This is a genomic window from Pseudomonas sp. MF6751 (genome assembly GCF_016613265.1).
GTDB classification, from domain to species: Bacteria; Pseudomonadota; Gammaproteobacteria; order Pseudomonadales; family Pseudomonadaceae; genus Aquipseudomonas; species Aquipseudomonas fluorescens_BV.
Genome location: NZ_JAENSV010000029.1, coordinates 41,499 through 63,940, shown reverse-complemented (window position 1 = coordinate 63,940; position 22,442 = coordinate 41,499). Strand labels below are relative to the sequence as shown.

Below are 22,442 nucleotides of genomic sequence, written 5' to 3'. Positions count from 1 at the left end.
CACAGGCGTTGGTAATACTGGCCCGCAAGCTTGCTCGGGTGGTGTTCGCTCTGCTGAAAGGGCAAAGCGAATATCAACCAAAAGTTGGTTGAGGGTTGCCCCTCAACCATAGAATCTCCCACAGGGGGATCGCATTAGGGCAGAGAGGGTTACGCCAGGCTCTTGCTGACCACCTCAAACACATCGCTGGACAGCTCACCCGCGCCCAGGATGCGCTCCAGCTCCGCTTTCATCAGCGCCTGCCGTGCGCTGTCGTATTTACGCCAGCGTGTCAGCGGCGCCAGTTGGCGCGAGGCGATCTGCGGGTTCAACGTATTGAGCTGGATCACCAGGTCCGCCAGGAAACGGTAGCCCGAGCCATCCGCCGCATGGAAGTTGATCAGGTTCTGCCCGGCAAATGCGCCCACCAGCGCGCGCACCTTGTTGGGGTTCTTGATGGTGAACGCCGGGTGCTCCATCAACGCCTTGACCCGCGCCAGCCCGCCCGGCAAGGTGCTGCCGGCCTGTACGCTGAACCATTGGTCCATGACCAGCGGGTTGTCCTTGAAGTTTTCCGCAAACACCGCCAAGGCCTGGACTTTCTCTGCTTCGAACGGCGAGTTCACCAGCACCGCCAACGCCGTCAGGCGTTCGGTCATGTTATCGCTAGTGTCGAACTGATCCAGGGTGGCCGCCAACACTTCTGGCTTGCCGCTGAGCATCAAGTAAGACAGCGCGATGTTCTGCAGCGCACGGCGGGCGAAGTGCTCGGCTTCTGCCACGTAAGGCGTTTGCTTGGACAGCTCGCGGTTGGCCTGGTAGCGCAGCCACAAGCCTTCGAACAGGTTGTCGGCCAGTTGCTTGCGGGCAAACTCGCGGGCAGCGTGGATAGCGTCCACATCCGCCACCTCGCTGATTTCCGTGAGGTAGGCTTCGCTCGGCAGCGAGAGCATTTCGGCGACCATGGCCTGGTCCAGGCTTTCATCGCTCAACACCGTGCGCAGCGCGTCGATCAAGCGCTGATCAAGCTTCAGCGACTGGCCCGCCTGGTGCTGGCCGATCAGTTCCTGCAATACCTGCACGGCCAACTGCTGGCCAGCATCCCAGCGGTTGAAACCGTCGCTGTCGTGCTGCATCAGGAACATCAGTTGATCGCGGCTGTAGGGGAAGCTGAGCTTCACCGGCGCCGAGAAACCACGCAGCAACGAAGGCAAGGGTTTTTCAGCGATGTCGACGAAGGTAAACGTCTGCTCCGCTTCGGTTACCGAGATCACCCTTGAGGTGCCACCCGCCGTTGCTTCGCCGGCCAGGCGCAAGGCAATGCCGGCGCCCTGCCCGTCCAGCAAGCCCAACTCCACCGGGATCACAAAGGGCAACTTCTCGACCTTGTCCGGAGTCGGCGGGCAGCTCTGGCGGAAGGTCAGGCTGTAGGTCTTGGCCGCCGCATCGTAAGCCTCGCTTACCGCCAGGCGCGGGGTACCGGCCTGGCTGTACCAGCGCTTGAACTGGCTGAGGTCGGCGCCATTGGCGTCTTCCATGGCCTTGATGAAGTCGTCGCAGGTCACGGCCTGGCCGTCATGGCGTTCGAAATACAGGTCGCTGCCTTTGCGAAAGCCTTCGGCACCGAGCAAGGTGTGGATCATGCCGACCACTTCCGAGCCCTTTTCATACACGGTCAGGGTGTAGAAGTTGGAGATCTCGATAAAGCTGTCCGGGCGCACGGCGTGGGCCATGGGGCCGGCATCTTCAGCGAACTGGTGGGTACGCAGGTACGCCACGTCCTGGATGCGCTTGACCGTGGCCGAGTTCATGTCGGCAGAGAAGCCCGAGTCACGGAACACGGTGAAGCCTTCCTTGAGCGACAGTTGGAACCAGTCGCGGCAGGTCACGCGGTTACCCGACCAGTTATGGAAATATTCGTGGGCGACGATGGCTTCAACGCGCTGGTGAGCGGCATCGGTAGCGGTTTCGGCGCGGGCCAGCACGGCGCTGGAGTTGAAGATATTGAGGCCCTTGTTCTCCATGGCGCCCATGTTGAAATCGTTGACCGCCACGATCATGAAGATGTCCAGGTCGTACTCGCGGCCGTAGGTCTCTTCGTCCCAGCGCATGGATTTTTTCAGGCTGGTCATGGCGTGCTGGCACTTGTCGATGTTTTCCGGCTCGACGTAGATGCGCAACGCGACTTCGCGGTTGGTCATGGTGGTGAAGCTGTCTTCGACGCACCACAGGTCACCGGCCACCAGCGCAAACAGGTACGCCGGCTTCTTGAACGGATCTTCCCAGGTCGCCCAGTGCCGGCCGTCTTCGCCAGGGCCGCTGGCAATCGGATTGCCGTTGGACAACAGCACCGGGTAGCTGTGTTGCTCGGCGATCACCGTGGTGGTGAACACGCTCATCACGTCCGGGCGGTCGAGGTAATAGGTGATCTTGCGGAAACCTTCGGCCTCGCACTGGGTGCAGAACATGCCGCTGGATTTGTACAAACCTTCCAGGGCAGTGTTGGTTTCCGGATGAATCTTGACGGTGGTGTCGAGGGTGAAGGTCTCACTCTTTGGCTGCACGGTCAGGTGGCTGTCGGTCAGCTGATAGTCAGCGTCCGTGAGCGGCTGGTCGGCCAGGTTGACACTCAACAGCTCAAGTTGCTGGCCGTCGAGCATCAATGGTGGCAAACCGGCGCCACGCTCGGGATTGCGGCGCATCACCAGCTGCGCGTGGACCAGGCTGTGGTCCTCGAACAACTCGAAGGTCAGGTGCGTCTCGTCGATCAGGTAGTCCGGCGCCTGATAGTCCTTCAGGTAAATCATCTTCGGTTGTTCGGTGCGCATGCTTGGGATCCTTCTACTGATGCACGGCGAGCTGGTAGGCCGTGTATTTACGAATGTTGATAACGCCGGTATCGAAGATCAGGTATTGGCCCTTGATCCCCAGCAGCGTGCCTTCGGCAATCGGGTTCTTGTCCAGGTTGAAGCTGACGATCTTGGTCGGATACTGCTCGACCGGGTAGCGGATTTCAATCGGCTCGATGTCGGCAATAGTTTGGATGGCTTGCAGGCCAAAGCGTTCCTGCAAACCCAGCAAGCCCTCGGCGCAAGAGGCGAACAGCTCATCACGCACCTGCTTGAGGTCCACCGCTTGCGCCTCGCCCTTGAGCAAGGCGCGCCAGTTGGTCTTGTCGGCCACCTGGCTGCGGAACAAGTCTTCGACGAAGCCCGATTGCTGGCGCGTCGCCACGCGCATGATCGGCAGCGCCTGGCTGGCGCCCTGGTCCAGCCAACGGGTGGGCAACTGTGTAGCACGGGTAATGCCGACCTTGATGCCCGACGAGTTGGCCAGGTACACCACGTGGTCGGTCATGCAGAATGTCTCGCCCCAGCCCGGATCACGGCAGGTACCGGCGTCGTAATGGCAACGCTCGGGGCTCATGATGCACAGGTCACACTGGGCCAGCTTGGTCATGCACGGGTAGCAATAGCCCTGGCTGAAGCTGGTCTTGGTCTTGCGCCCGCAATGGCTGCAATGAATCGCGCCCAGGTATTCCAGGCGGACATGGGTGCCGATCAACGGATTGACCGGCACCTCGGTGTCGCCCAGGCGAAAGGCGTATTGAACGGTCGGCTCACCGAGTTGCGCCGACATTTTGCTGACTGCACCGCGACCAATTTCAATCAATGGATCGCATCCGACTTGAACAGGATGTTCGCCACCGGTTCTGACTTGGACGCGCACTCCTGCGGGCCCATATAGCCGGTGCGCTGCTCTTCGGGCAGGTTCTGGATCTCCCAGGCGATCATCGCTTGCAACGACAATTCGCGCTGCTCGGCGGTGAGCTTGCGGCCATCGGACCATTTGCCGATCTCTACCGCGAGCTTGAGGCTCTCGTAGATGTCCGGGGTGATGTTTTCGATCATTTCAGCAAAAGAGGACATAAGGCTCTTCCTTATCAAAGAGACGCTTTGCGACGGTTGTACAAACCGCCGAGCAAACCCGTCAAGCAACCGATGACCAACCCGCCCACATGGGCCGCGTTGGCGATTTCGCCGAAACCGATCATCGAGACCAGCCCCGACAGGCAGAGCAGCAACCACACCAGCATCATCACCAGCACCCCACGGGGCAGGCGATAGGCCGGGTTGGGCGACAATAGTTGAAAGATCCAGCAGTGCCCGAGCAGGCCGTACAACACGCCGGACAAGCCGCCAAACAAGCCGGGGCCACCGTAGGCGTATTGCGCGTAGTTGGAGACCAGGCTGAACAACAGGGTCAGGCCCAGCAGGTTGATGCTGCCCTGGCGCGCTTCAATGCGCCGACCCAACTCCCAGTACCACATGCCGTTCATCGCCAAATGCAGGATGCCGAAGTGGATCAGCATCGGCGTGACCAGGCGCCACCACTGCCCCGAGGCCAGCGTGTCGGCCAGCGGCGTGAACTGGATGTACTCGCCCAGCACCCGGAACGGCAGGAAGGTCAGCCAGGCCATGGTTTGCAGGTTTTCGCCGAGCAACGTCACGGCCGCGACGATGAGGCTGGCCAGCAAAACCAGCGCGGTGACCGGGCTATGGCGCACCTGCTGGACAAAACCGGGCCGCGCAACCGGCGCCTGCTCGGGAATATCCAGTTGCTGGTCGGGGTCGCCAGCGGGGAAACGTTGATACAACACGCGCACGTCGTCGCTGATGGCCTCGGGCACCCACAGCACCTGTTCACCCGCCTCCTCGCTGACGCGGTGCGGCACCTGCATGCGCTGCAGCAACTTGACGAAGCCACCCAGGTCGACGCTCAGGGGCAAGCGCAATACAGCTACGGTACTCATGGCATGGCCTCTGGTCGCTCAACGTCGACCCATACAAATTTACGCGGATCCAGTTGGGTTTCCTGGTCGAGTCGATACGCCACCAGCTTGCCGTAGAGCACGGCACTGTAGTCCAGGCAGGCCAGGTTCGGGCGGATCGGCGCCGGTTTGCCGCTGCGCCAGTAGTGGCCGACAAACAACAACGGCTCGTCGACGCCGTAGCGCAGCAGAGAGTTCTTTTCGGTGGACGACAACGGCGTGCGCGCCACCGGCTCCGGCAAGGCGTCGGGCTGGAACACGATGTCGCCGTAGGTCTTGGGGTCATCCTCCCAGAACTTGGTGCGAAAGAACGACCGCGTCAGGCCATCGCCACCGGTCAGGGTGAGCCCATCGGGCAGGCGCATATCGGTGCCGCGCAACAGGCGATCGAATGCATTGCAGGCGAAACTGCCCGGTACGGCGGCGGCTTGCAGGAAGTGTTGGTCGATGCAGCCGTCCGGGAAGGTCGCGCGCAGCGGCTGGATGAAGCCTTCATCCCAGCACGCGTGCACTACGCGAAAACGCCCGGCGTCGACAAACAGCGGCATGTCGTAGAACCAGCCGAGGAAGTCGTGCCAGTCGGCCGGGTGGTGTTCGAACTGGGTCAGGGTCTCGTGGATCAAGCGGGCGTGGCGCGGGTTGTGCTCACGCACGAACTGCTTGCCACTGCCCGGCGGTGCCGGCGTGGTCCAGCCCAGCGCATTGAACTCATGGTTGCCCATGATGCACAGCGCCTGGCCGGCCTCGGTCATATCGTGGACGATATGCAGCGCCTCGCGGATGCGTGGGCCACGGTCGATGATATCGCCCAGGAACACCGCCATGCGCGACGGATGGCGCCAGGTGCCGCCCTGCTTGTGGTAACCCAGTTGGTCGAGCAAGTGCTCAAGGGTATGAGCGCAACCGTGCACGTCACCAATCAGGTCGTAGCTACGCGCGGGATCGAGCATCAGTCGCCTCCACCTCCCAAGCGGCTGCCCCAGCCCAACTTGGTACGGCACACTTCGTAGTAGTTGTGATCCAGCGGGTGGATCAAGCGCAACTTCTGTGCCTTCTTGCTCACGGTGATGGTGTCACCGGGGGCGCAGGTGAAATGGTTCTGCCCGTCGCAGGAGACTTGCGGGTAGATTTGCATGTCTTTGGACACCACGATTTTCAGCTCACTGTTGCCATCGACCACAATTGGCCGACTGGACAACATATGGGGGTACATCGGCACGATCACAATGGCATCGAGCTTGGGGTGCATGATCGGGCCTCCCGCCGACAGCGCATACGCGGTTGAGCCGGTAGGCGTGGCGACGATCAGGCCGTCAGCCTTCTGGCTGCACACGAACTGGCCGTCGATATACAGTTCGAACTCAATCATCCGCGTGGATTTGCCCGGGTGCAGCACCACGTCGTTAAGGGCATCGCCCTGGCCGATCGCCTCGCCATGGCGGCGCACTTCGGCCTGCAGCAGGAAGCGATTCTCCACCAGGTAATGGCCGTCGAGCACCTTGGCCACTTCGATTTCCAGCTCATCGGGGCGGATGTCGGTGAGGAACCCCAGGCTGCCGCGGTTGATCCCCAGCACCGGCACGTTATGCCGCGCCAGCGCCCGGGCGGCGCCGAGCAGGCTGCCATCGCCACCGACCACGATGACCATGTCGCACACCTCGCCGAGCATCTTGCGCGACGAGGTTTGCAGGCCGTGGCCAGGGAGGATTTCAGCGATGGTGTCTTCGAGGATCACATGCAGGTGGCGCTCGAGCAGAAACTTCTTCAGCCGGCGGACGGTGTCCAACACCTGGGTACTGCCCAGGCGACCGATAATGCCGATATTGCGAAATTGCTCCATGGGGCTCCTGCGGGATCTGGGGTGAGGCAAAAAGAGCGATTATGGGCGAAAGGCCGCCTCAGGCAAAATCCTTTGTCGCCGCCACGCCTTGATGACAATGGTTCTCAGGCACCTTCTGCACGCTGAAAAGGCTATGCTCGGACCATGACCCCATTCCCCGACTTGCACACCCTGCCCCGCCAACTGCGCCACCCCGAGGTGCGCGACCTGGCGTGGGTGATGCTCGCGCCGCCGATGCTGGCGCAGACGCCTTGGCCGCAGCGCCATCCGCTGGCGGGCAGTGACTGGGTGCAGGCTCCTCACCAGCTCGAAGCCTGGCTGCGTCAGCTGGACCAGCACAGCAGCGCGCTGCAGCAGTGGCTGAGCCTGTCACGTACCCGGCGCCTGGGCCTGTACTACGAGCGCTTGTGGCAATTTGCGGTGCAACATGCTCCAGGCGTGGAGTTGCTGGCCGCCAACCTGCCGATCCGCCGTGCCGGGCACACCCTGGGCGAGCTGGACATGCTGCTGCGCGACCGCGATGGGGTGCACCACCTGGAACTGGCGATCAAACTCTACCTGGGCCCGCAGGACGGCAACGGCCAGGACACCGCCCAATGGCTGGGGCCTGGCTGCCATGACCGGCTTGACCGCAAACTCGCGCATCTGGCCCAGCATCAACTGCCGATCTCCGCGCGGGCAGAAAGCCGCGAGGCCTTGGGGGCGTTGGATATCCAAGCGTTCGATGCGCATTTGTGGCTCGGCGGCTATCTGCTCTACCCCTGGCCCGGCGCGGCGCAATCCCCCCTCGGCGCTCACCCGCAGCATCTGCGTGGGCGCTGGTTGCATCAGCGCGACTGGACAGACTTTGTCAGCACCCGCCCGGCGGGCCGCTGGCAACCCCTGCCCCGCCCTGCCTGGCTGGCGCCCGCGCATTACCCGGCCGATGAAGTGTGGAGTGAGGTGCAGATGCAAGACTGGCTGGCAGAGCTGGACCCCATGGCCCCGGCGCAGTTGCTGGTGCGCATGGTGCCGAACGGTGAGGAGTGGGAGGAAGCCGAGCGGTTGTTTCTGGTGGCTGATCTTTGGCCGAATGTGCCGGGGACAGGCTGATAGCTGTGGGGTGTTTGAGGGCCTCATCGCAGGCAAGCCAGCTCCCACAGTTTGACCGCGCAGCCGATTCCATGTGGGAGCTGGCTTGCCTGCGATGGCGATAGCCCATGCGCTACAGCTTATCGATGTGCTGATACTCCAACTGCAACCCCACCGCCAATGCCTCAGCCCGCCCCAACCTGATCGGCCCACGCTCGATGTCAATCAACATGCCTGGGCACTCCAATCGCGGCAGCGCGCCAATCGCCTTGAGCCGCCCATCGGTCACCACCAGCAACTTCTGTTGCTCGGCGGGATAGCGCTTGCGCCGTGCCGCCAACCAATGCCCCGACTCGGTCAGCGCAGCCAGCAGCGGCGTGCCCCCGCCTGCCCCTAACTGCCCCAACCAGTCGACCAAGCCTTTCGCCGCCTTCAAGCCTTGTACCTGCCACTTCGGCGATTGCCCGCTGGCCGTCAACAACGCCATGCGCGCCCGTTGCCGATAAGCGTCGTCAAACAGCTGGGCCAACAACCCCTTGGCATCGGTCAACGCCCGATGGCGCCGCGTGGATGCCGAGGCATCGACTATCACCAACCACAGTTCGGGAGCCGACCGGCTACGCAGGTGGAACAGCAGGTCCTCACGGCATTGCGGTCGCCCACCCAGCAACGTGCCCGGCCAATTGATCGCCCCGCGCTGTGCGCTGCGGGCCTTGCCCTGCCGGCCGGTGTTCAATCGCCCCGCCTGGGGCCGGGCATCCGCCCCCGCGTCACGTCGGGGGCGGATGCCTAGGGCTTTTTTGGCCAGGTGGGTACATCGCGGCGTGCGCCCGAGGGCAAGCCAGGAGCGGGCATATCGCCCCACTGGCCTTGGCCGGACGAGGTGTCAGAGGGTGACGATGACGGCCCGTCATCCGGCTGGGGCGGCGCGCCTATCGGCGCTTGCTGCTGACGTCGATGGCGCAAGGCGAACTCCGCCACCGCGTCGATATCTTCCTGCTCGATAGCGACGGCGCCACGCCACGCCGCATGGGCACGGGCGCCACGCAACCAGACCAGGTCGGCACGCAGGCCGTCGACCCCAGCGGCAAAGCAGCGCTCGGTGATGCGGGCCAACGCCTGGTCATCCAGGGCGATACTGTCTAGCCGTGCCCGCGCCAGGGTGCAGCGTTCGCGCAAGGCAGCTTGCGCTGGCGCCCACTGCGCGCAGAACGCAGCCGGGTCAGTGTCGAAATCCAGGCGACGCCGGATGATCTGCCCGCGCTCAGCGGGCAGAGTCTGCCCGCTTAAGGCCACGTTGAAGCCGAAGCGGTCGAGCAACTGCGGGCGCAGCTCGCCCTCCTCCGGGTTCATGGTGCCGATCAGTACAAAGCGCGCCGCATGGCGATGGGAAATCCCGTCGCGTTCGATCAAGTTGGTGCCGCTGGCGGCTACGTCCAGCAGCAGGTCCACCAAGTGGTCGGCCAGCAGGTTGACTTCATCCACGTACAACACTCCGCCGTCGGCCTTGGCCAACACGCCGGGGGAGAATTGCGCACGGCCTTCGCCCAGTGCTGCGTCCAGGTCCAGGGTGCCGACCAGGCGCTCTTCGGTCGCGCCCAGGGGCAAGGTTACAAACTGCCCGCTGGCCAACAGGTCTGCCAGCCCACGGGCCAGAGTCGACTTGGCCATGCCACGTGGCCCTTCTATCAGCACGCCGCCGATCTTCGGGTCGATGGCGGCCAGGCACAGCGCGAGCTTCAAGTCATCAGCGCCGACCACCGCGGACAGTGGGAAATGCGGGGTATCAGTCATCAGCTGTCTTCTTCTATGTCCAGCAACAGGTTTTCCAAGGCTTCGCGGTACGCCCCCGGTGCCTGCCACAAGCCGCGTTGCTGGGCTTCGAGCATGCGCTCGGTCATGTCGCGCAGAGCATCGGGGTTGTGCTGTTGCACAAAGGCACGGGTGTCAGGGTCCAGCAGGTAGGCATCGGCGAGCAAGGCGTATTGGTGATCGTCAATCAGCGCGGTGGTAGCGTCGAAGGCGAACAGGTTGTCCACGGTCGCGGCCATTTCAAACGCGCCTTTATAGCCATGGCGCTTCACGCCCTCGATCCACTTGGGGTTGGCCGCGCGGGAACGGATCACCCGGTTGAGCTCTTCCTTCAAGGTGCGGATTTTCGGCACGTCCGGCTGGCTGTGGTCGCCATGGTAGCTGGCGGCCTTTTCGCCGCTCAGGGTTTCCACGGCGGCCAGCATGCCGCCCTGGAATTGGTAGTAGTCGTTGGAGTCGAGCAAGTCGTGCTCGCGATTGTCCTGGTTCTGCAACACCGCCTGCACCTGGCTCAAACGCTGGGCAAATTGCTCGCGGGCCGCAGTGCCTTCGTCAGCGCCACCATAGGCGTAACCACCCCAGTTCAGGTAGACCTCGGCCAAGTCCTCGCGGCTCTGCCACAAGCGACCGTCAATCGCGCCCTGCACGCCCGCGCCATAGGCACCCGGTTTGGCGCCGAAAATGCGCCAGCCGGCCTGCTTGGCCGCGGCACCTTCATCCAGGCCCGCCTCAAGCAATGCTTGGCGTTCACTGCGTACTTTGGCGGCCAGCGGGTTCATGTCGTCGGGTTCATCAAGGGCGGCCACCGCCTGCACCGCCGCATCGAACAGGCGGATCAGGTTGGCAAACGCATCGCGGAAGAACCCGGATACGCGCAGGGTCACGTCCACACGCGGACGGTCCAATAAGCTGATCGGCAGGATCTCGAAATCGTCCACCCGCTGGCTGCCAGTGGCCCATACCGGGCGCACGCCCATTAATGCCATGGCCTGGGCGATATCGTCACCGCCGGTGCGCATGGTCGCGGTGCCCCATACCGACAGGCCGAGCTGGCGTAGGTGATCGCCATGGTCTTGCAGGTGCCGTTCAAGAATCAGGTTGGCCGACTGGAAACCGAGACGCCACGCCGTGGTGGTTGGCAGGTTGCGTACGTCCACGGTAAAGAAGTTACGCCCCGTAGGCAGCACATCCAGCCGACCGCGACTCGGCGCACCGCTGGGCCCTGCCGGGACAAAGCGCCCACTCAAGGCATCGAGCAAGCCGCGCATCTCCGCCGGCCCACAGGCATCCAGGCGTGGCGCGACGACAATGCGCAGGCTTTCGATCACCGACTTCACCTCCTGCCAGCCGGGCTCTTCCAACTGTTCGATGGGGCCTTCCAACGCCTGCTCGATCAAGCGCGCCGCGTACAACTCCAGACGTTCACGGGTATCCCCGGCCGTACGCCACAGCTGATCGTCAATCTTCTGCAACACCAACGGGCGCCGCCCCGTCCAGGGCTCGGCCAGTGCACAATCGAGCGGATCAAACCCCAGGTCGAATGCCTTGGCCAACACACGCAGCAGACTCGACTGCGGGCCCCGGCCATCGCCACGGGGAATGCGCAACAGCGCCAGCAAGGTGTCGATACGCAAACGGCCCTCGGGCGACTCGCCAAAGATATGCAGGCCATCGCGGATCTGCGATTCCTTCAAGTCGCACAGGTAGGTATCCAGGCGCGGCAGCCACACCGCCGCGTCCGCCTCACTGCCCAGTTCAAGCTCCTGGTCGATACGGGTTTCGCGCACCAGTTTGAGGATGTCTTTTTGCAGCTCCAGCGCACGGCGCGGGTCGAGCAATTGCGCCTCGTAATATTCGTCGGCCAATAACTCAAGGTCACGCAGCGGGCCGTAGGTTTCGGCGCGGGTCAGCGGTGGCATCAGGTGGTCGATGATCACCGCCTGGGTGCGCCGCTTGGCCTGGGCGCCCTCACCCGGGTCGTTGACGATAAACGGGTAGACATTCGGCAGCGGCCCCAGCAATGCATCCGGCCAGCAGTGCTCCGACAGGCCCACGCCTTTGCCGGGCAGCCACTCCAGGTTGCCGTGCTTGCCCACATGGATCACGCCGTGGGCGCCGTAGGTATGGCGTAGCCAGAAATAGAACGCCAGGTAGCCATGGGGCGGCACCAGGTCCGGGTCGTGGTACACCGCGCTGGCATCTACCTGGTAACCCCGGGCCGGCTGGATGCCGACGAAGGTCAGGCCCAGGCGCAGGCCGGCGATCATCATGCGGCCATCGCGGCACATCGGATCGTTTTGCGGGGCACCCCAACGCGCCAGCACGGCCTGGCGATTGGAGGCCGGCAAACGCTCAAACATCGCCTGGTATTCCACAAGGCTCAGGCTTTGATGGCAGGGGCGCAGGTCGAGGCTGTCGAGATCGTTGGTGACGCCGCCGAGCAGTTCCTGGATCAGCGCGGTGCCGCTGTCGGGCAGCCGCTCCGCTACCGGGTAGCCCTCGGTTTGCAAGGCGCGCAGGATATTCAGCGCTGCCGCCGGGGTGTCCAGGCCTACGCCGTTACCGATGCGACCGTCGCGGGTCGGGTAGTTGGCGAGGATCAACGCAATCCTTTTCTGGGCATTGGGCACCCGCGCCAACTCGACCCAACGGCGTGCCAGCTCAGCGACAAAATCCATGCGTTCGGGCGCTGCGCGGTAGCACACCACGTCCGACTGGCTGCGCTCGCTGCGCCAGGCCAGGTCCTTGAAACTGATCGGCCGGCTGATGATGCGCCCGTCCATCTCCGGCAAGGCGATATGCATCGCCAGGTCGCGGGGCCCCAGGCCTTGTTCGCTCGCCTGCCAGCCGGGTTGGTTGTCCTGGGCGCAGATCGCCTGGATCACCGGGATATTACGGCGAAACGGGCGCAAATGCGGCGCTTCCGGGCTCGATTGGGCAAAGCCGGTGGTGTTCAGAATTACCGCGGCTTGCACGTCATCCAGCAGGTCCTCGACCACCGAGAGGCAGCCGGGTTCTTTCAAGCTGGCCACCGCGATAGGCAACGGGTTGAGACCCGCCGCCTGTAAGCGCTGGCAGAACACATCAATAAAACCGGTATTGGCCGCCTGTAAATGGGAGCGATAGAACAGCACCGCAGCCACGGGCCAATCGGCGTGCCAATCGGCCTGCCAGTCATTGAGGCGGGCATTGGCGGAGTGCGGGTGATAGATCGCCGTGCGCGGCAGCGCTTGCGGCTCGGCCCAGGCATAGTCGCAGCCCAGATGGGCACTGGCCAGGCAATGGTAAAAATCCAGGGCATTGCCCAGGCCACCTTGGCGCAGGAAGTGCCACAGGCGCTCGCGGTGTTCGGCAGCAACGGTGCTCAGGCCACTGAGTTCCGGGTCTGGGCGGTCGTCACCCGGCACCAGGATCAGGGTGACACCGCGTTCGGCCAACTCCACCAGGCGCTCGATGCCGTAGCGCCAATACCCGATACCGCCGTGCAATGACAGCAGGATGACCTTGGCGTGGCGCAATACCTCGTCCACGTACAGGTCGACCGAGGCATGGTTCTGCACCTGCATCGGGTTGGCCAGGCGCAGGCTGGGGTAATCCTCGGGCAATTGCTGGGCGGCTTCGGCGAGCAGCGCCAGGCTGGAATCGCCGCTGCACAGGATCACCAGTTCAGCGGGGGTCTGGCCAAGGTCGGCAATATTGTCGTCCGCGACGAAACCACCGGGTTGGGTCCTGAGCAGGTGCATGGTTAAACGCTGAGGGCAGCGCGCAATTGCGCTTCGAGGCCGGCGGCGTCCAGTTCCTGGCCGATCAGCACCAGGCGCGTGGTGCGTGCTTCGTCAGCGCCCCAGGCACGGTCGAAGTGTTTGTCAAAGCGCGTGCCCACGCCCTGAATCAGCAGGCGCATCGGTTTGTTGGGGATCGCGGCGAACCCTTTCACCCGCAGGATGCCGTGCTGCACCACCAATTGGGTCAGGGCGTCGAGCAGCAGCGCCTCATCGGCTTGGGGCAAGTCGATGGAGATAGAGTCGAAGGCATCGTGATCGTGGTCGTCTTCACCCTCGTGGTGATGGTCGTGATGGCTGTGACGCCCGTCGATATGCTCCTCGGAACCGGCGCCCAGGCCGATCAGCACGTCCAGGGGCAGGCGACCGCTGCTGGCTTCGATGATCTTCACCGCGGGCGGCAGTTCTTCGGCGACTTCCAGGCGCACGCGGGCCAGGTCTTCGGCGCTGATCAGGTCGGATTTGTTGAGGATCACCAGGTCAGCGCTGGCCAGTTGGTCGGCGAACAGTTCGTGCAAGGGTGATTCGTGGTCCAGGTTAGGGTCGAGTTTGCGCTGGGCGTCGACCTGATCCGGGAAGGCGGCAAAGGTACCGGCGGCCACGGCTGGGCTGTCGACTACGGTGATCACCGCGTCAACGGTGCAGGCGCTGCGGATTTCCGGCCACTGGAAGGCTTGCACCAACGGCTTGGGCAGGGCCAGGCCCGAGGTTTCGATGAGGATATGGTCCAGGTCACCGCGACGGGCGACCAGTTCGCGCATCACCGGGAAGAACTCTTCCTGCACGGTGCAGCACAGGCAACCGTTGGCCAGCTCGTAGACGCGGCCATTGGCTTCTTCTTCGGTGCAACCGATAGAACACTGCTTGAGGATTTCACCGTCGATGCCCAGCTCGCCGAACTCGTTGACGATCACCGCAATGCGACGGCCTTGGGCGTTGTCGAGCATATGGCGCAACAGCGTGGTTTTGCCCGAGCCAAGGAAGCCGGTAACGATGGTGACGGGAAGTTTGGCCAGTGTTTTCATCGGATGCCCTTTGGGGCGGGCATACGGGACGACAGGCCCTGCGGCGGCGCGCAGCAGCGGATTTCGTCACCGGATCACCCCGCCCGGTTGAATTGGAAAATCGGTTGCGAGGCAGGTCTCCTGGCTTGGGGTGTGCAGGTCTTGCGACCAACGCTGGCTGCGCCTTCCCGCCCTATCGGCAGTGGCGTGGCAGTCAACTGAACCCTTCACAGTTGCGGGGGCAGCCGCGGCTTGAACCGCGTTCCCTTCTTAGCTTCGGCCTGGGCCGAAGAACCTCGAAGGTGCAAGGCTACAGTGGCTTGCAGCATTTGACTACCGTCCCGGCCCATGCTCTCCTACACGCCTTGTTTCGGGTGCCCTTCACAGGGTGAAACGGGAAACCGGTGCGTCATAGACCTATGACCAGTCCGGTGCTGCCCCCGCAACGGTAAGCGAGCGAAGCGTCACGGCCACTGTGCTTTTGCATGGGAAGGCGATGCTTTCAGGAGGACTCTTTCAAGAGCCGCCCCTCGCAAGCCCGGAGACCGGCCCGAAAAATTCAGATAACAAACCCGCGGTGGGCGGGCGCTGTTCAGAACCCTGCGTGCCTGGCGCGTGGGGTTTTCATGCGCTCGTTTCACCCTGACACCTGAAAGGGACGCGCCATGTCGATCATCAGCAGCACTTCGCACACCGCTACTAGCACCGCCACCCTCAGCCAACGCCTGACCGCCGCCATCGGTGCGTCGATCCTCGGCGCGTGTTTGGTGTATTTCGCCGGGTTCTCGCACATCGAGGCGGTGCACAACGCCGCCCACGATACCCGCCACAGCGCCGCGTTCCCGTGCCATTGAGAGCTGCCGACATGATCAAGCGTATTGCGCAAACCGCAGGGTTCACTGGGCTTTTGGCTGCCTTGCTGCTGACCCTGCTGCAAAGTTTCTGGGTGGCACCGCTGATTCTGCAGGCGGAAAGCTTTGAAAAAGCCCCGCCAGCCGCTGAAGTGGTGCACGAGCACGCCGCTGGCGCTGCTGCCCATAGCCACGATGCCCAAGCCTGGGAGCCGGAAGATGGCTGGCAGCGTGTGTTGTCCACCACTGGAGGCAACCTGGTGGTGGCCGTAGGCTTTGCACTGATGCTCGCCGGCCTCTACACGCTACGTGCGCCGACCCGTACCGCGCAAGGCCTGCTCTGGGGCCTGGCCGGCTACGCGACCTTTGTACTGGCACCCACCCTGGGCCTGCCGCCGGAACTGCCGGGCACTGCGGCGGCTGACCTGACACTACGCCAGACCTGGTGGATCGGCACCGCAGCCTCCACCGCTGCAGGCCTGGCGCTGATCGTATTCGGCCGCAACTGGCTGTTGAAAGGCCTTGGGCTGGCGATCCTTGCCGTACCCCACGTCATCGGCGCGCCGCAACCTGAGGTACATTCGATGCTGGCCCCTGAGGCGCTCGAAGCGCAGTTCAAGATCGCCTCGCAATTGACCAACGTCGCCTTCTGGCTGGCCCTGGGCCTGATCAGCGCCTGGTTGTTCCGCCGCAACCGCGACGACCAATACTCGGCATGATCCTGGTTATCGGGCTTGGCTGCCAGCGTGGCTGTGAGGTTCACAGCCTGCTGGCGTTGCTGGACAGCGCCCTGGCCGCGGCAGGCATTGATCGCTCACGCGTGACCGCGTTGGCAAGCATTGACCGCAAACACGATGAACCTGGGCTACTGGCGCTGGCCCAGCGGTTGAACCTGCCCTTGGAGTGCTTCAGCGCCGAGCAACTGGCAGGCTATGAACATCGGCTGAGCCATCGCTCAGCGCTGGCTTTTGCCCACACCGGCTGTTACGGCGTGGCCGAAAGCGCCGCGCTGGCCCTGGCCGAGCACCTGTCCAATGGCCCTGCGCGCCTGCTGATCACCCGCCAGAAAAGCGCACAGGCCACCCTTGCATTGGCCTGCGCGGGCTAAAATCCCGATAATTGCCGCTCTTGAGCATGAGCTGTGTTCATGCTCGCCCGTTTTTGAACAGGACTTCTCCATGACCGTCTACTTTATCGGCGCCGGCCCCGGCGACCCGGAATTGATCACCGTCAAAGGCCAGCGGCTGATCCGCAGTTGCCCGGTGATCATCTACGCCGGCTCGCTGGTGCCCGCCGCCGTACTGGAAGGTCATCAGGCGCTCCAGGTGGTCAACAGTGCCGAGCTGCACCTGGAACAGATCATCGAGTTGATCAAGACGGCCCATACCAAAGGCCAGGATGTGGCGCGGGTGCACTCCGGTGATCCCAGCCTGTATGGGGCGATTGGTGAACAAATACGCCATTTGCGTGAGCTGGGCATCCCTTTCCAGATCATTCCAGGGGTCACGGCGGTCGCGGCGTGCGCGGCCTTGCTAGAGACCGAACTGACCCTACCGGACATCGCCCAGAGCGTGATACTGACCCGCTATGCGGATAAAACCAGCATGCCGACTGGTGAAGACTTCGACAGCCTGGCTCGTCACGGTACGACCATGGCGATTCACCTCGGGGTCAATCACTTGGAGAAGATCGTCACCGAACTGCTGCCGCATTATGGCGCCGACTGCCCGATTGCCGTGGTACACCGTGCGACTTGGCCGGATCAGGATTGGGTGGCTGGCACCCTGTCAGACATTGCCGCCAAAGTGGCGACCAAGGGGTTCCGGCGTACGGCGCTGATTGTGGTAGGCCGAGTGCTGGCCAGCGACAGTTTCAGCGAGTCGTCGCTGTATCGGGCCGGGCATGCCCACCTTTACAGACCCTGATTATGTGGGGTGGCTTGCCCTAATCCCCGTAGGAGCGAGCTTGCTCGCGAAAACCCCATAGGCGCCGCGTTTATTCAGCAAGCACGCATTATCATTGATGCTTTTCGCGAGCAAGCTCGCTCCTACAAAGAGCGCATAAAAAAACGGCGCTCACGGGGCGCCGTTTTTTATGTTAGCAGTGAACACCTTACTCAGTAGTAGGCGTTTTCTTTCTGCGTGTGGTCGGTCACATCACGTACACCCTTGAGCTCCGGGATGCGTTCGAGCAGGGTGCGCTCGATACCTTCGCGCAAGGTCACGTCCGCCTGGCCGCAGCCCTGGCAACCACCGCCGAACTTCAACACGGCGATACCGTCATCCACCACGTCGATCAGGCTTACCTGGCCGCCATGACTGGCCAGCCCCGGGTTGATCTCGGTTTGCAGGTAGTAGTTGATGCGCTCATTGACCGGGCTGTCGGCGTTGACGTTCGGCACCTTGGCGTTGGGGGCCTTGATGGTCAACTGGCCGCCCATACGGTCGGTGGCGTAGTCGACCACTGCGTCGTCAAGGAAGGCTTCGCTGAAGGCGTCGATATACGCGGTGAAGCTTTTGAGCCCCAGGGCGGTGTCTTCAGGCTTTTCTTCGCCGGGCTTGCAATACGCGATGCAGGTCTCTGCGTACTGGGTGCCGGGCTGGGTGATAAAGACGCGGATGCCGATACCCGGGGTGTTCTGCTTGGACAGCAGGTCAGCCAGGTAATCGTGGGCGGCGTCGGTAATGGTTATGGCAGTCATGGAAACTCCTCACAGGCTTGCCCGCAGTTTACGCCAAATTATTACGCAGGTACAAAGTCCTAGTATTTTTGTCGGGAAAGACTTGTCTCTGTTGACCTGACGCATCGTGACACCTGGCCATTTCTGCAAAAACCTGTGCCTACCTATATAGCCCCCCCGGCAAAACCCGGCTCAATAGAGTGAATCCTCTTCGACTACGGATTGTGAGGATTGAATGAATAACGCGTTGCAGAGTTTCTATTTCAAGGGTTTGCCGGAACAGCAAGCGCATCTGGACCATCTGATTGATTTCGTGACGGCACAAAGCTCGCTGACGGCATCCGCCGCCGAGGTGTACTACTCCCCGCCGCACAACAGCGAACTGCATCGCGAATGCAAGGAAGCCTTTCGTGTCTTGGCAAAGCTGGAAGCCGATGAAGACTTTCAGCAGTTCCTGCGGGAAAAGCCCGAACCAGATGCTTCCATTCTCGGCCGGGACTTTCTTTACGACCTGCTCTCCACCATGCTCAGCAGCGTGCGCGCACCGATACCCGACCCTGCCGAGACGTTCAGCATCGCCGACCATTCGGTGATCCTGCGCCATATACCCACCTATTGGTACATCGACGCCGACGTGTTGCTGGATATCAACCGGCGTGTGGGTAACGGCCTTAAAAGTGATGGCTCGGTGCGGTTCGACCTGGTGCTCAAGTATTACTCGATCATCCCGGCACAGCCCAAAACCCGCGAACAGTGGAAAGCGGTTCTCGCTGGCTTGCAGGAACACCACACTCTGAGAAAACTCGGACACGAAGGCGACCTCAGCGATTTGCAGCACTTGCTGGATGCACCTGCCGACCAGAAAATCAAAGAGGTTATCCGCCAGATCGAAACACAAACACGTCGATCGCTGTTCCGTCATGTATTGCCCGAAACATTTACCGCCTCACAGCAGGACATGCTCACCACCACCCCCACCGTGCTGCTTGAGCAATTGCTCAATAGCCCCGATAACCTGGCGCTGGGCGAACGGATCGCCAAGGCCTTGGACTGGTATGGCAGCCAAAAGGACGAAATCTGCCCAGACCCGGTACGGGTGAAATTACTGTGGCGCGCGCTGTGGCTGACGATCATCCCCAACCCCGATTCGCCGGTGGATAACGAATTGAAGTTATTCATCTCGCCTGGGGCATCTTATAAGGCGATCCGCCAAAACCTGATCAGCCGCTATCACCACGACTTGTCGATCAGCACTGACGCAGCGCTATTGGCCGTGTGCGTGATCAAGGCCAATGTCGCCAGTGAAGTGTGGGTGGCCGATATTCCCGATGACCTGCCCTACGCTGCCACCAGTACCTGGGTCAATTTCAGAAGCGGCTTTCTGCTGGCCGAAACGATTGCACCTGGCTCATCGCGCCACATGAGTTTCGAACAATTGCTCAACCTGGCGGCGGAACACTTTCGCGCCAGTGGCGATGACATCAAACAACAGGCACTGGTCGCAGCGGCCAAATTGGGCCCCACCGTGCAATGGGCGCAGGCCAACGGCCTGATCGCCAACCGATCGTCGGGCCCCTCCCGCGACGAGCTCACCCAGGCCGTCACTGCACTGGAGCAGCATGAATCCGAGATGTTCAACGCGGTTCAGAACCTCAAACTCAAACTGCCCAGCCGTTGGCGCTTTGCCTCGGACACGGAGTACGACAAAGCCTTTCACGAAGCCCTCCAGGTGCCGAGAAACGCCTATAAGACCTTAATCCAATCATTGCTTGCCCACCTGGGCAGCGCGACTCTGAATGTGGATCAGGACGAGATCACCGTGTATTCATTAAGAGAAGCCCTGAACAAGGTGCCCATCGAATATGAAACCAAAGCCAAGACCGATGCCATTCGTTACCGGACAGGTTTTATCCTACGCATCGTCAAGCCCCGCTCGCCCTTCCATGCCATTTACATCGAGGTATTCCCCTTCGCCGGTCTGCTGCGTCGACGTAAAGACCTGCAAAGCCTACCGCTGAACGGCAAAGTGGTAGAGCTACGCGACGCCATGAGCTGGTGCAAATACCGATTGGCCACCGACGTGCCATTTGATCGCGAGGCCTACCGCGAGAACAAAGCGCCCAGACCAGGCAAAAAAGCCGAGTTGATCGTTGAACAAGTCGGCGAGACACTGCCTGCCATCGACGCAGGGCCGCGTATCCAATCGTTCGCGCCCAACACGCTGTATGCGCCGCGCAGTGAAACCCTGGCGAGCATGATTGCCCGCGAGCTGTTCTTCTGCGACGAACAGGCCCTGCTGGAAAAAACCCGTAAAGACACGCGGGAAGTGGACATCCCCGCTGAGGTACTCGAAGACTTGGCGTTCTGGGGCAAGATATTTGTGCCGTTCTGGGGCGGCATCGACGACATCGCTTCCGGCGATCCCCAGCGCATCAAATCCGGTGTCGCCAGCCTGTTCATCGACATCGTGGCTTTCGCGCTGCCGGTGGGCCGGTATGTGGCTAGCTCGACTCGCTTGCTCATCCAGGCAGGTAAAACCGGGCTGCGCCTGGCATTGCCCAAACTGGCGAAACTGACCGGAAAACTGGTGATCGCTACACTCCAGGAACTCAACCCCCTGGCCGCCCTCCCAAGCCTGCTCAGGCTCGCGCGCTTTGGTTTGCTCAAGCTGAGCCACAAACTGATGCGCCAGGCAAAACGGGGTATCGCCCAGCTGCGCGATGGGACGATCGCCGCAAGGCATATGCGCTCGGTCGACCCTGACAGCTGGAAGCCGCTGCAGGCGGGCGATCAACTGTTTACCGTGGACGGCTTCGCCAATGTCCCGATGCGTAACGTCGGCAGCCTCGACGCGCCGGATTATCGCTTGATCGATACCGCCTCCAACCAAGCCTTCGGACCGCGCTTTAGAGAACCGATCACGGTCATCAGCAACGGCAGCCCGTTGATCCGTCAGTACGCCGTTGACCCGGAGTTGATCAGAGGCCTCAAGCCCGACGCGCGCGGTATCTTCTCCCGGGCGGACTACAACCAGAAGTTCATCTGTAATGTCGATGACAAGGGCAAAATCGCGGTGTACCAGATCCGCGACAACTCCTATGGGTTCATTCAGGAGGCCGCGACAGGCGCCGACAACAGCTTTTCTATCGTGCTGGTCAATCCGAGGACCAACCGGGATTTGTCGATCACGCTGTCGTCGGTGGAACCCGGTCATTGGTATTCAGGCCCGATCAAGCTCACGGGCGGCGCGCCGGATGCGCCAAGCGTTGTAACGCCCTCAGTGCTGTTGAAATGGACCGAAGCCAGTGAAGACGCCCTGAAAAAAACCATGGACAACTTCGTCAGCACTTACAACCTGGACCCCAGCGCCTTTCGGCAGTTCGTCAACAGCCGCAACACCCTGACACCTCGGGGGCTAAAGATGCTAGACCGCGCGGGAACCGCCCGCACCAGCGTCACTTACGAGCATATGGAGCACTGGAGCAAGGCGTCCCAGCGCGAGCGCAACAGCCTCACCCTTGAGGGCTTCGCCGCCGACCATAACCTGGACCCGGTGGCCCTTGCCGAGCATGTAAACCTTGATGGCACCTATAGAGCGGCAGGCAAGGTACTGGCCAAATACGCCAGGGGTGAACAATTCGACGACCTGAAGCCCGAACACCTGCAAGAGTGGAACAAGCACTACAACGCCCCCAATTCAAGGGTGTCCATGCACGCATTTGTCGAGCAGAACAACCTCAATCCGGTTATCTGGAGCAACTACGTCAATGACAATGGCAGCATGACCCGCGCCGGTAGAGAAAGGTGGCTGTTCGGACAAAGAAGCCCGCTGGACGAGCCTGTGGCCAGGAAGCGGCCTGCGCCGCCCACCGCAAGCAGCTCAAAACGTCCGCGCCTGGAGGACGACACCGCAACCACGCGGCGCCGATCCACTTCAATCACCGCGTCTTTTGATCATAAAATCAACAATAATGCGCCAATTCTGCAAGACCCCAACGACGTCAGGCGCAGCTTGACCCTTGAACTTGAAGGTCCGTTGCAAAACATAGAGATCACCGACGCCAACCAGTTTTTCGACGAGTTCACCGGCCTGCAACACGTAGAAGTCAAAGAGGCTGCAACCAAGAGTATCCGCGACTGGATCTCTAAAGAAGGCAACCATCATCGCAGACTCGATCGACTGCTGGAGGTCAGGAAACTGGCCGAGGGCCCGGAGCGTGGCCTGTCGGTGGTGGCCCGAACCGATATAAAACGTTTTGATGTCATTGGGCCGTACACCGGCAAGGTGCACTTGAATCAAGCCTCGCTCAATACCGAGATACTGGAAAAAGGTGAAGCGGCCGTCGGCACGTACTTATTCCAAACCCACACTCATGGCGCGACTATCAGCGGCCACGGTAACAGCAATACGCTGAGCCTGATCAATGCGGTCAAGGTGCCCAACCTGCCCGACGTCGGCATCGAAAATGTCGGTGCCTTGTATGTAGGCAAATACATGGTGTTTATAGTCGCTTGGCGGGACATCCCTGCCGGGACCGAGTTGCTGATGGACTATGGGAAAGCCTACTGGAAATACATGACGCCTTGAGCCG

General features: G+C 62.0%; 17 protein-coding genes and 2 riboswitches. Of the genes, 6 read left to right on the top strand and 11 right to left on the bottom strand.

Annotated elements, in window-relative coordinates; all coding sequences use genetic code 11:
• Window positions 1-149: 149 nt before the first annotated feature.
• Genes pepN through JJD66_RS20510 form a run of 6 tightly spaced genes read right to left on the bottom strand, consistent with a single transcriptional unit; the run spans window position 150 to window position 6,650 of the window.
• Complete coding sequence (gene pepN, locus JJD66_RS20535; protein ID WP_200648893.1) at window positions 150-2,807, bottom strand: aminopeptidase N; 2,658 nt, start codon at window positions 2,805-2,807, stop codon at window positions 150-152.
• A gap of 13 nt (window positions 2,808-2,820) precedes the next feature.
• A complete protein-coding gene (locus tag JJD66_RS20530) occupies window positions 2,821-3,651 on the bottom strand; it encodes a DUF2797 domain-containing protein (protein WP_168220177.1) in 831 nt (276 codons plus the stop codon).
• On the bottom strand, window positions 3,648-3,908 hold the full coding sequence (locus JJD66_RS20525) for a YeaC family protein (RefSeq protein WP_005788688.1): 261 nt from the start codon (window positions 3,906-3,908) through the stop codon (window positions 3,648-3,650). Before JJD66_RS20525 ends, JJD66_RS20530 begins: the two co-directional genes overlap by 4 nt.
• A 14-nt stretch (window positions 3,909-3,922) precedes the next feature.
• Window positions 3,923-4,792 carry a rhomboid family intramembrane serine protease gene (locus JJD66_RS20520; RefSeq protein WP_105227033.1) on the bottom strand — a complete coding sequence of 290 codons (870 nt, stop codon included), beginning with the start codon at window positions 4,790-4,792 and terminating at the stop codon, window positions 3,923-3,925.
• Complete coding sequence (locus JJD66_RS20515) at window positions 4,789-5,763, bottom strand: metallophosphoesterase (RefSeq protein ID WP_371920474.1); 975 nt, start codon at window positions 5,761-5,763, stop codon at window positions 4,789-4,791. The genes JJD66_RS20520 and JJD66_RS20515 overlap by 4 nt, the downstream gene beginning before the upstream one ends.
• Window positions 5,760-6,650 (bottom strand): NAD(+) kinase, encoded by an 891-nt coding sequence (locus JJD66_RS20510; RefSeq protein ID WP_200648892.1) that lies wholly within the window; start codon window positions 6,648-6,650, stop codon window positions 5,760-5,762. Before JJD66_RS20510 ends, JJD66_RS20515 begins: the two co-directional genes overlap by 4 nt.
• A 144-nt stretch (window positions 6,651-6,794) precedes the next feature.
• Between JJD66_RS20510 and JJD66_RS20505 the strand changes: the two genes are divergently transcribed.
• Window positions 6,795-7,742 carry a DUF1853 family protein gene (locus JJD66_RS20505; protein WP_200648891.1) on the top strand — a complete coding sequence of 316 codons (948 nt, stop codon included), beginning with the start codon at window positions 6,795-6,797 and terminating at the stop codon, window positions 7,740-7,742.
• Window positions 7,743-7,854: 112 nt separating this feature from the next.
• Here JJD66_RS20505 and JJD66_RS20500 read toward each other — a convergent pair whose 3' ends face one another.
• The 4 genes from JJD66_RS20500 to cobW are packed head-to-tail and all read right to left on the bottom strand — an operon-like array spanning window position 7,855 to window position 14,340.
• A complete protein-coding gene (locus tag JJD66_RS20500; RefSeq protein ID WP_198716092.1) occupies window positions 7,855-8,457 on the bottom strand; it encodes a vWA domain-containing protein in 603 nt (200 codons plus the stop codon).
• Between the two features lie 53 nt (window positions 8,458-8,510).
• Window positions 8,511-9,515, bottom strand: a complete 1,005-nt coding sequence (locus JJD66_RS20495; protein WP_200648890.1) for an ATP-binding protein — start codon at window positions 9,513-9,515, stop codon at window positions 8,511-8,513.
• Window positions 9,515-13,276, bottom strand: coding sequence for a cobaltochelatase subunit CobN (cobN, locus tag JJD66_RS20490; RefSeq protein ID WP_200648889.1), 3,762 nt, complete (start codon window positions 13,274-13,276; stop codon window positions 9,515-9,517). The genes JJD66_RS20495 and cobN overlap by 1 nt, the downstream gene beginning before the upstream one ends.
• Before the next feature lie 2 nt (window positions 13,277-13,278).
• A complete protein-coding gene (cobW, locus tag JJD66_RS20485; RefSeq protein ID WP_054920821.1) occupies window positions 13,279-14,340 on the bottom strand; it encodes a cobalamin biosynthesis protein CobW in 1,062 nt (353 codons plus the stop codon).
• Between the two features lie 93 nt (window positions 14,341-14,433).
• Window positions 14,434-14,633, bottom strand: a riboswitch (cobalamin riboswitch).
• 41 nt (window positions 14,634-14,674) lie between these two features.
• Window positions 14,675-14,887, top strand: a riboswitch (cobalamin riboswitch).
• Between the two features lie 97 nt (window positions 14,888-14,984).
• Between cobW and JJD66_RS20480 the strand changes: the two genes are divergently transcribed.
• The 4 genes from JJD66_RS20480 to cobM all read left to right on the top strand — a co-directional run bounded on the left by JJD66_RS20480 (window position 14,985) and on the right by cobM (window position 17,095).
• Window positions 14,985-15,173, top strand: a complete 189-nt coding sequence (locus tag JJD66_RS20480; RefSeq protein WP_003190735.1) for a CbtB domain-containing protein — start codon at window positions 14,985-14,987, stop codon at window positions 15,171-15,173.
• An 11-nt stretch (window positions 15,174-15,184) separates the two neighbouring features.
• Window positions 15,185-15,889, top strand: a complete 705-nt coding sequence (locus JJD66_RS20475; RefSeq protein ID WP_197901097.1) for a CbtA family protein — start codon at window positions 15,185-15,187, stop codon at window positions 15,887-15,889.
• Window positions 15,886-16,278, top strand: coding sequence for a cobalamin biosynthesis protein (locus tag JJD66_RS20470; protein ID WP_200648888.1), 393 nt, complete (start codon window positions 15,886-15,888; stop codon window positions 16,276-16,278). Before JJD66_RS20475 ends, JJD66_RS20470 begins: the two co-directional genes overlap by 4 nt.
• 70 nt (window positions 16,279-16,348) lie before the next feature.
• Window positions 16,349-17,095: a precorrin-4 C(11)-methyltransferase gene (gene cobM / locus JJD66_RS20465; RefSeq protein ID WP_200648887.1), complete on the top strand. Its 747-nt coding sequence runs from the start codon at window positions 16,349-16,351 to the stop codon at window positions 17,093-17,095.
• Window positions 17,096-17,286: 191 nt separating this feature from the next.
• On the opposite strand, the gene nfuA is transcribed toward cobM, so the two are convergent.
• Window positions 17,287-17,871: a Fe-S biogenesis protein NfuA gene (gene nfuA, locus JJD66_RS20460; protein WP_003190728.1), complete on the bottom strand. Its 585-nt coding sequence runs from the start codon at window positions 17,869-17,871 to the stop codon at window positions 17,287-17,289.
• A gap of 214 nt (window positions 17,872-18,085) precedes the next feature.
• Between nfuA and JJD66_RS20455 the strand changes: the two genes are divergently transcribed.
• Window positions 18,086-22,438 (top strand): SET domain-containing protein, encoded by a 4,353-nt coding sequence (locus JJD66_RS20455; RefSeq protein WP_200648886.1) that lies wholly within the window; start codon window positions 18,086-18,088, stop codon window positions 22,436-22,438.
• The last annotated feature ends 4 nt before the right edge of the window (window positions 22,439-22,442 follow it).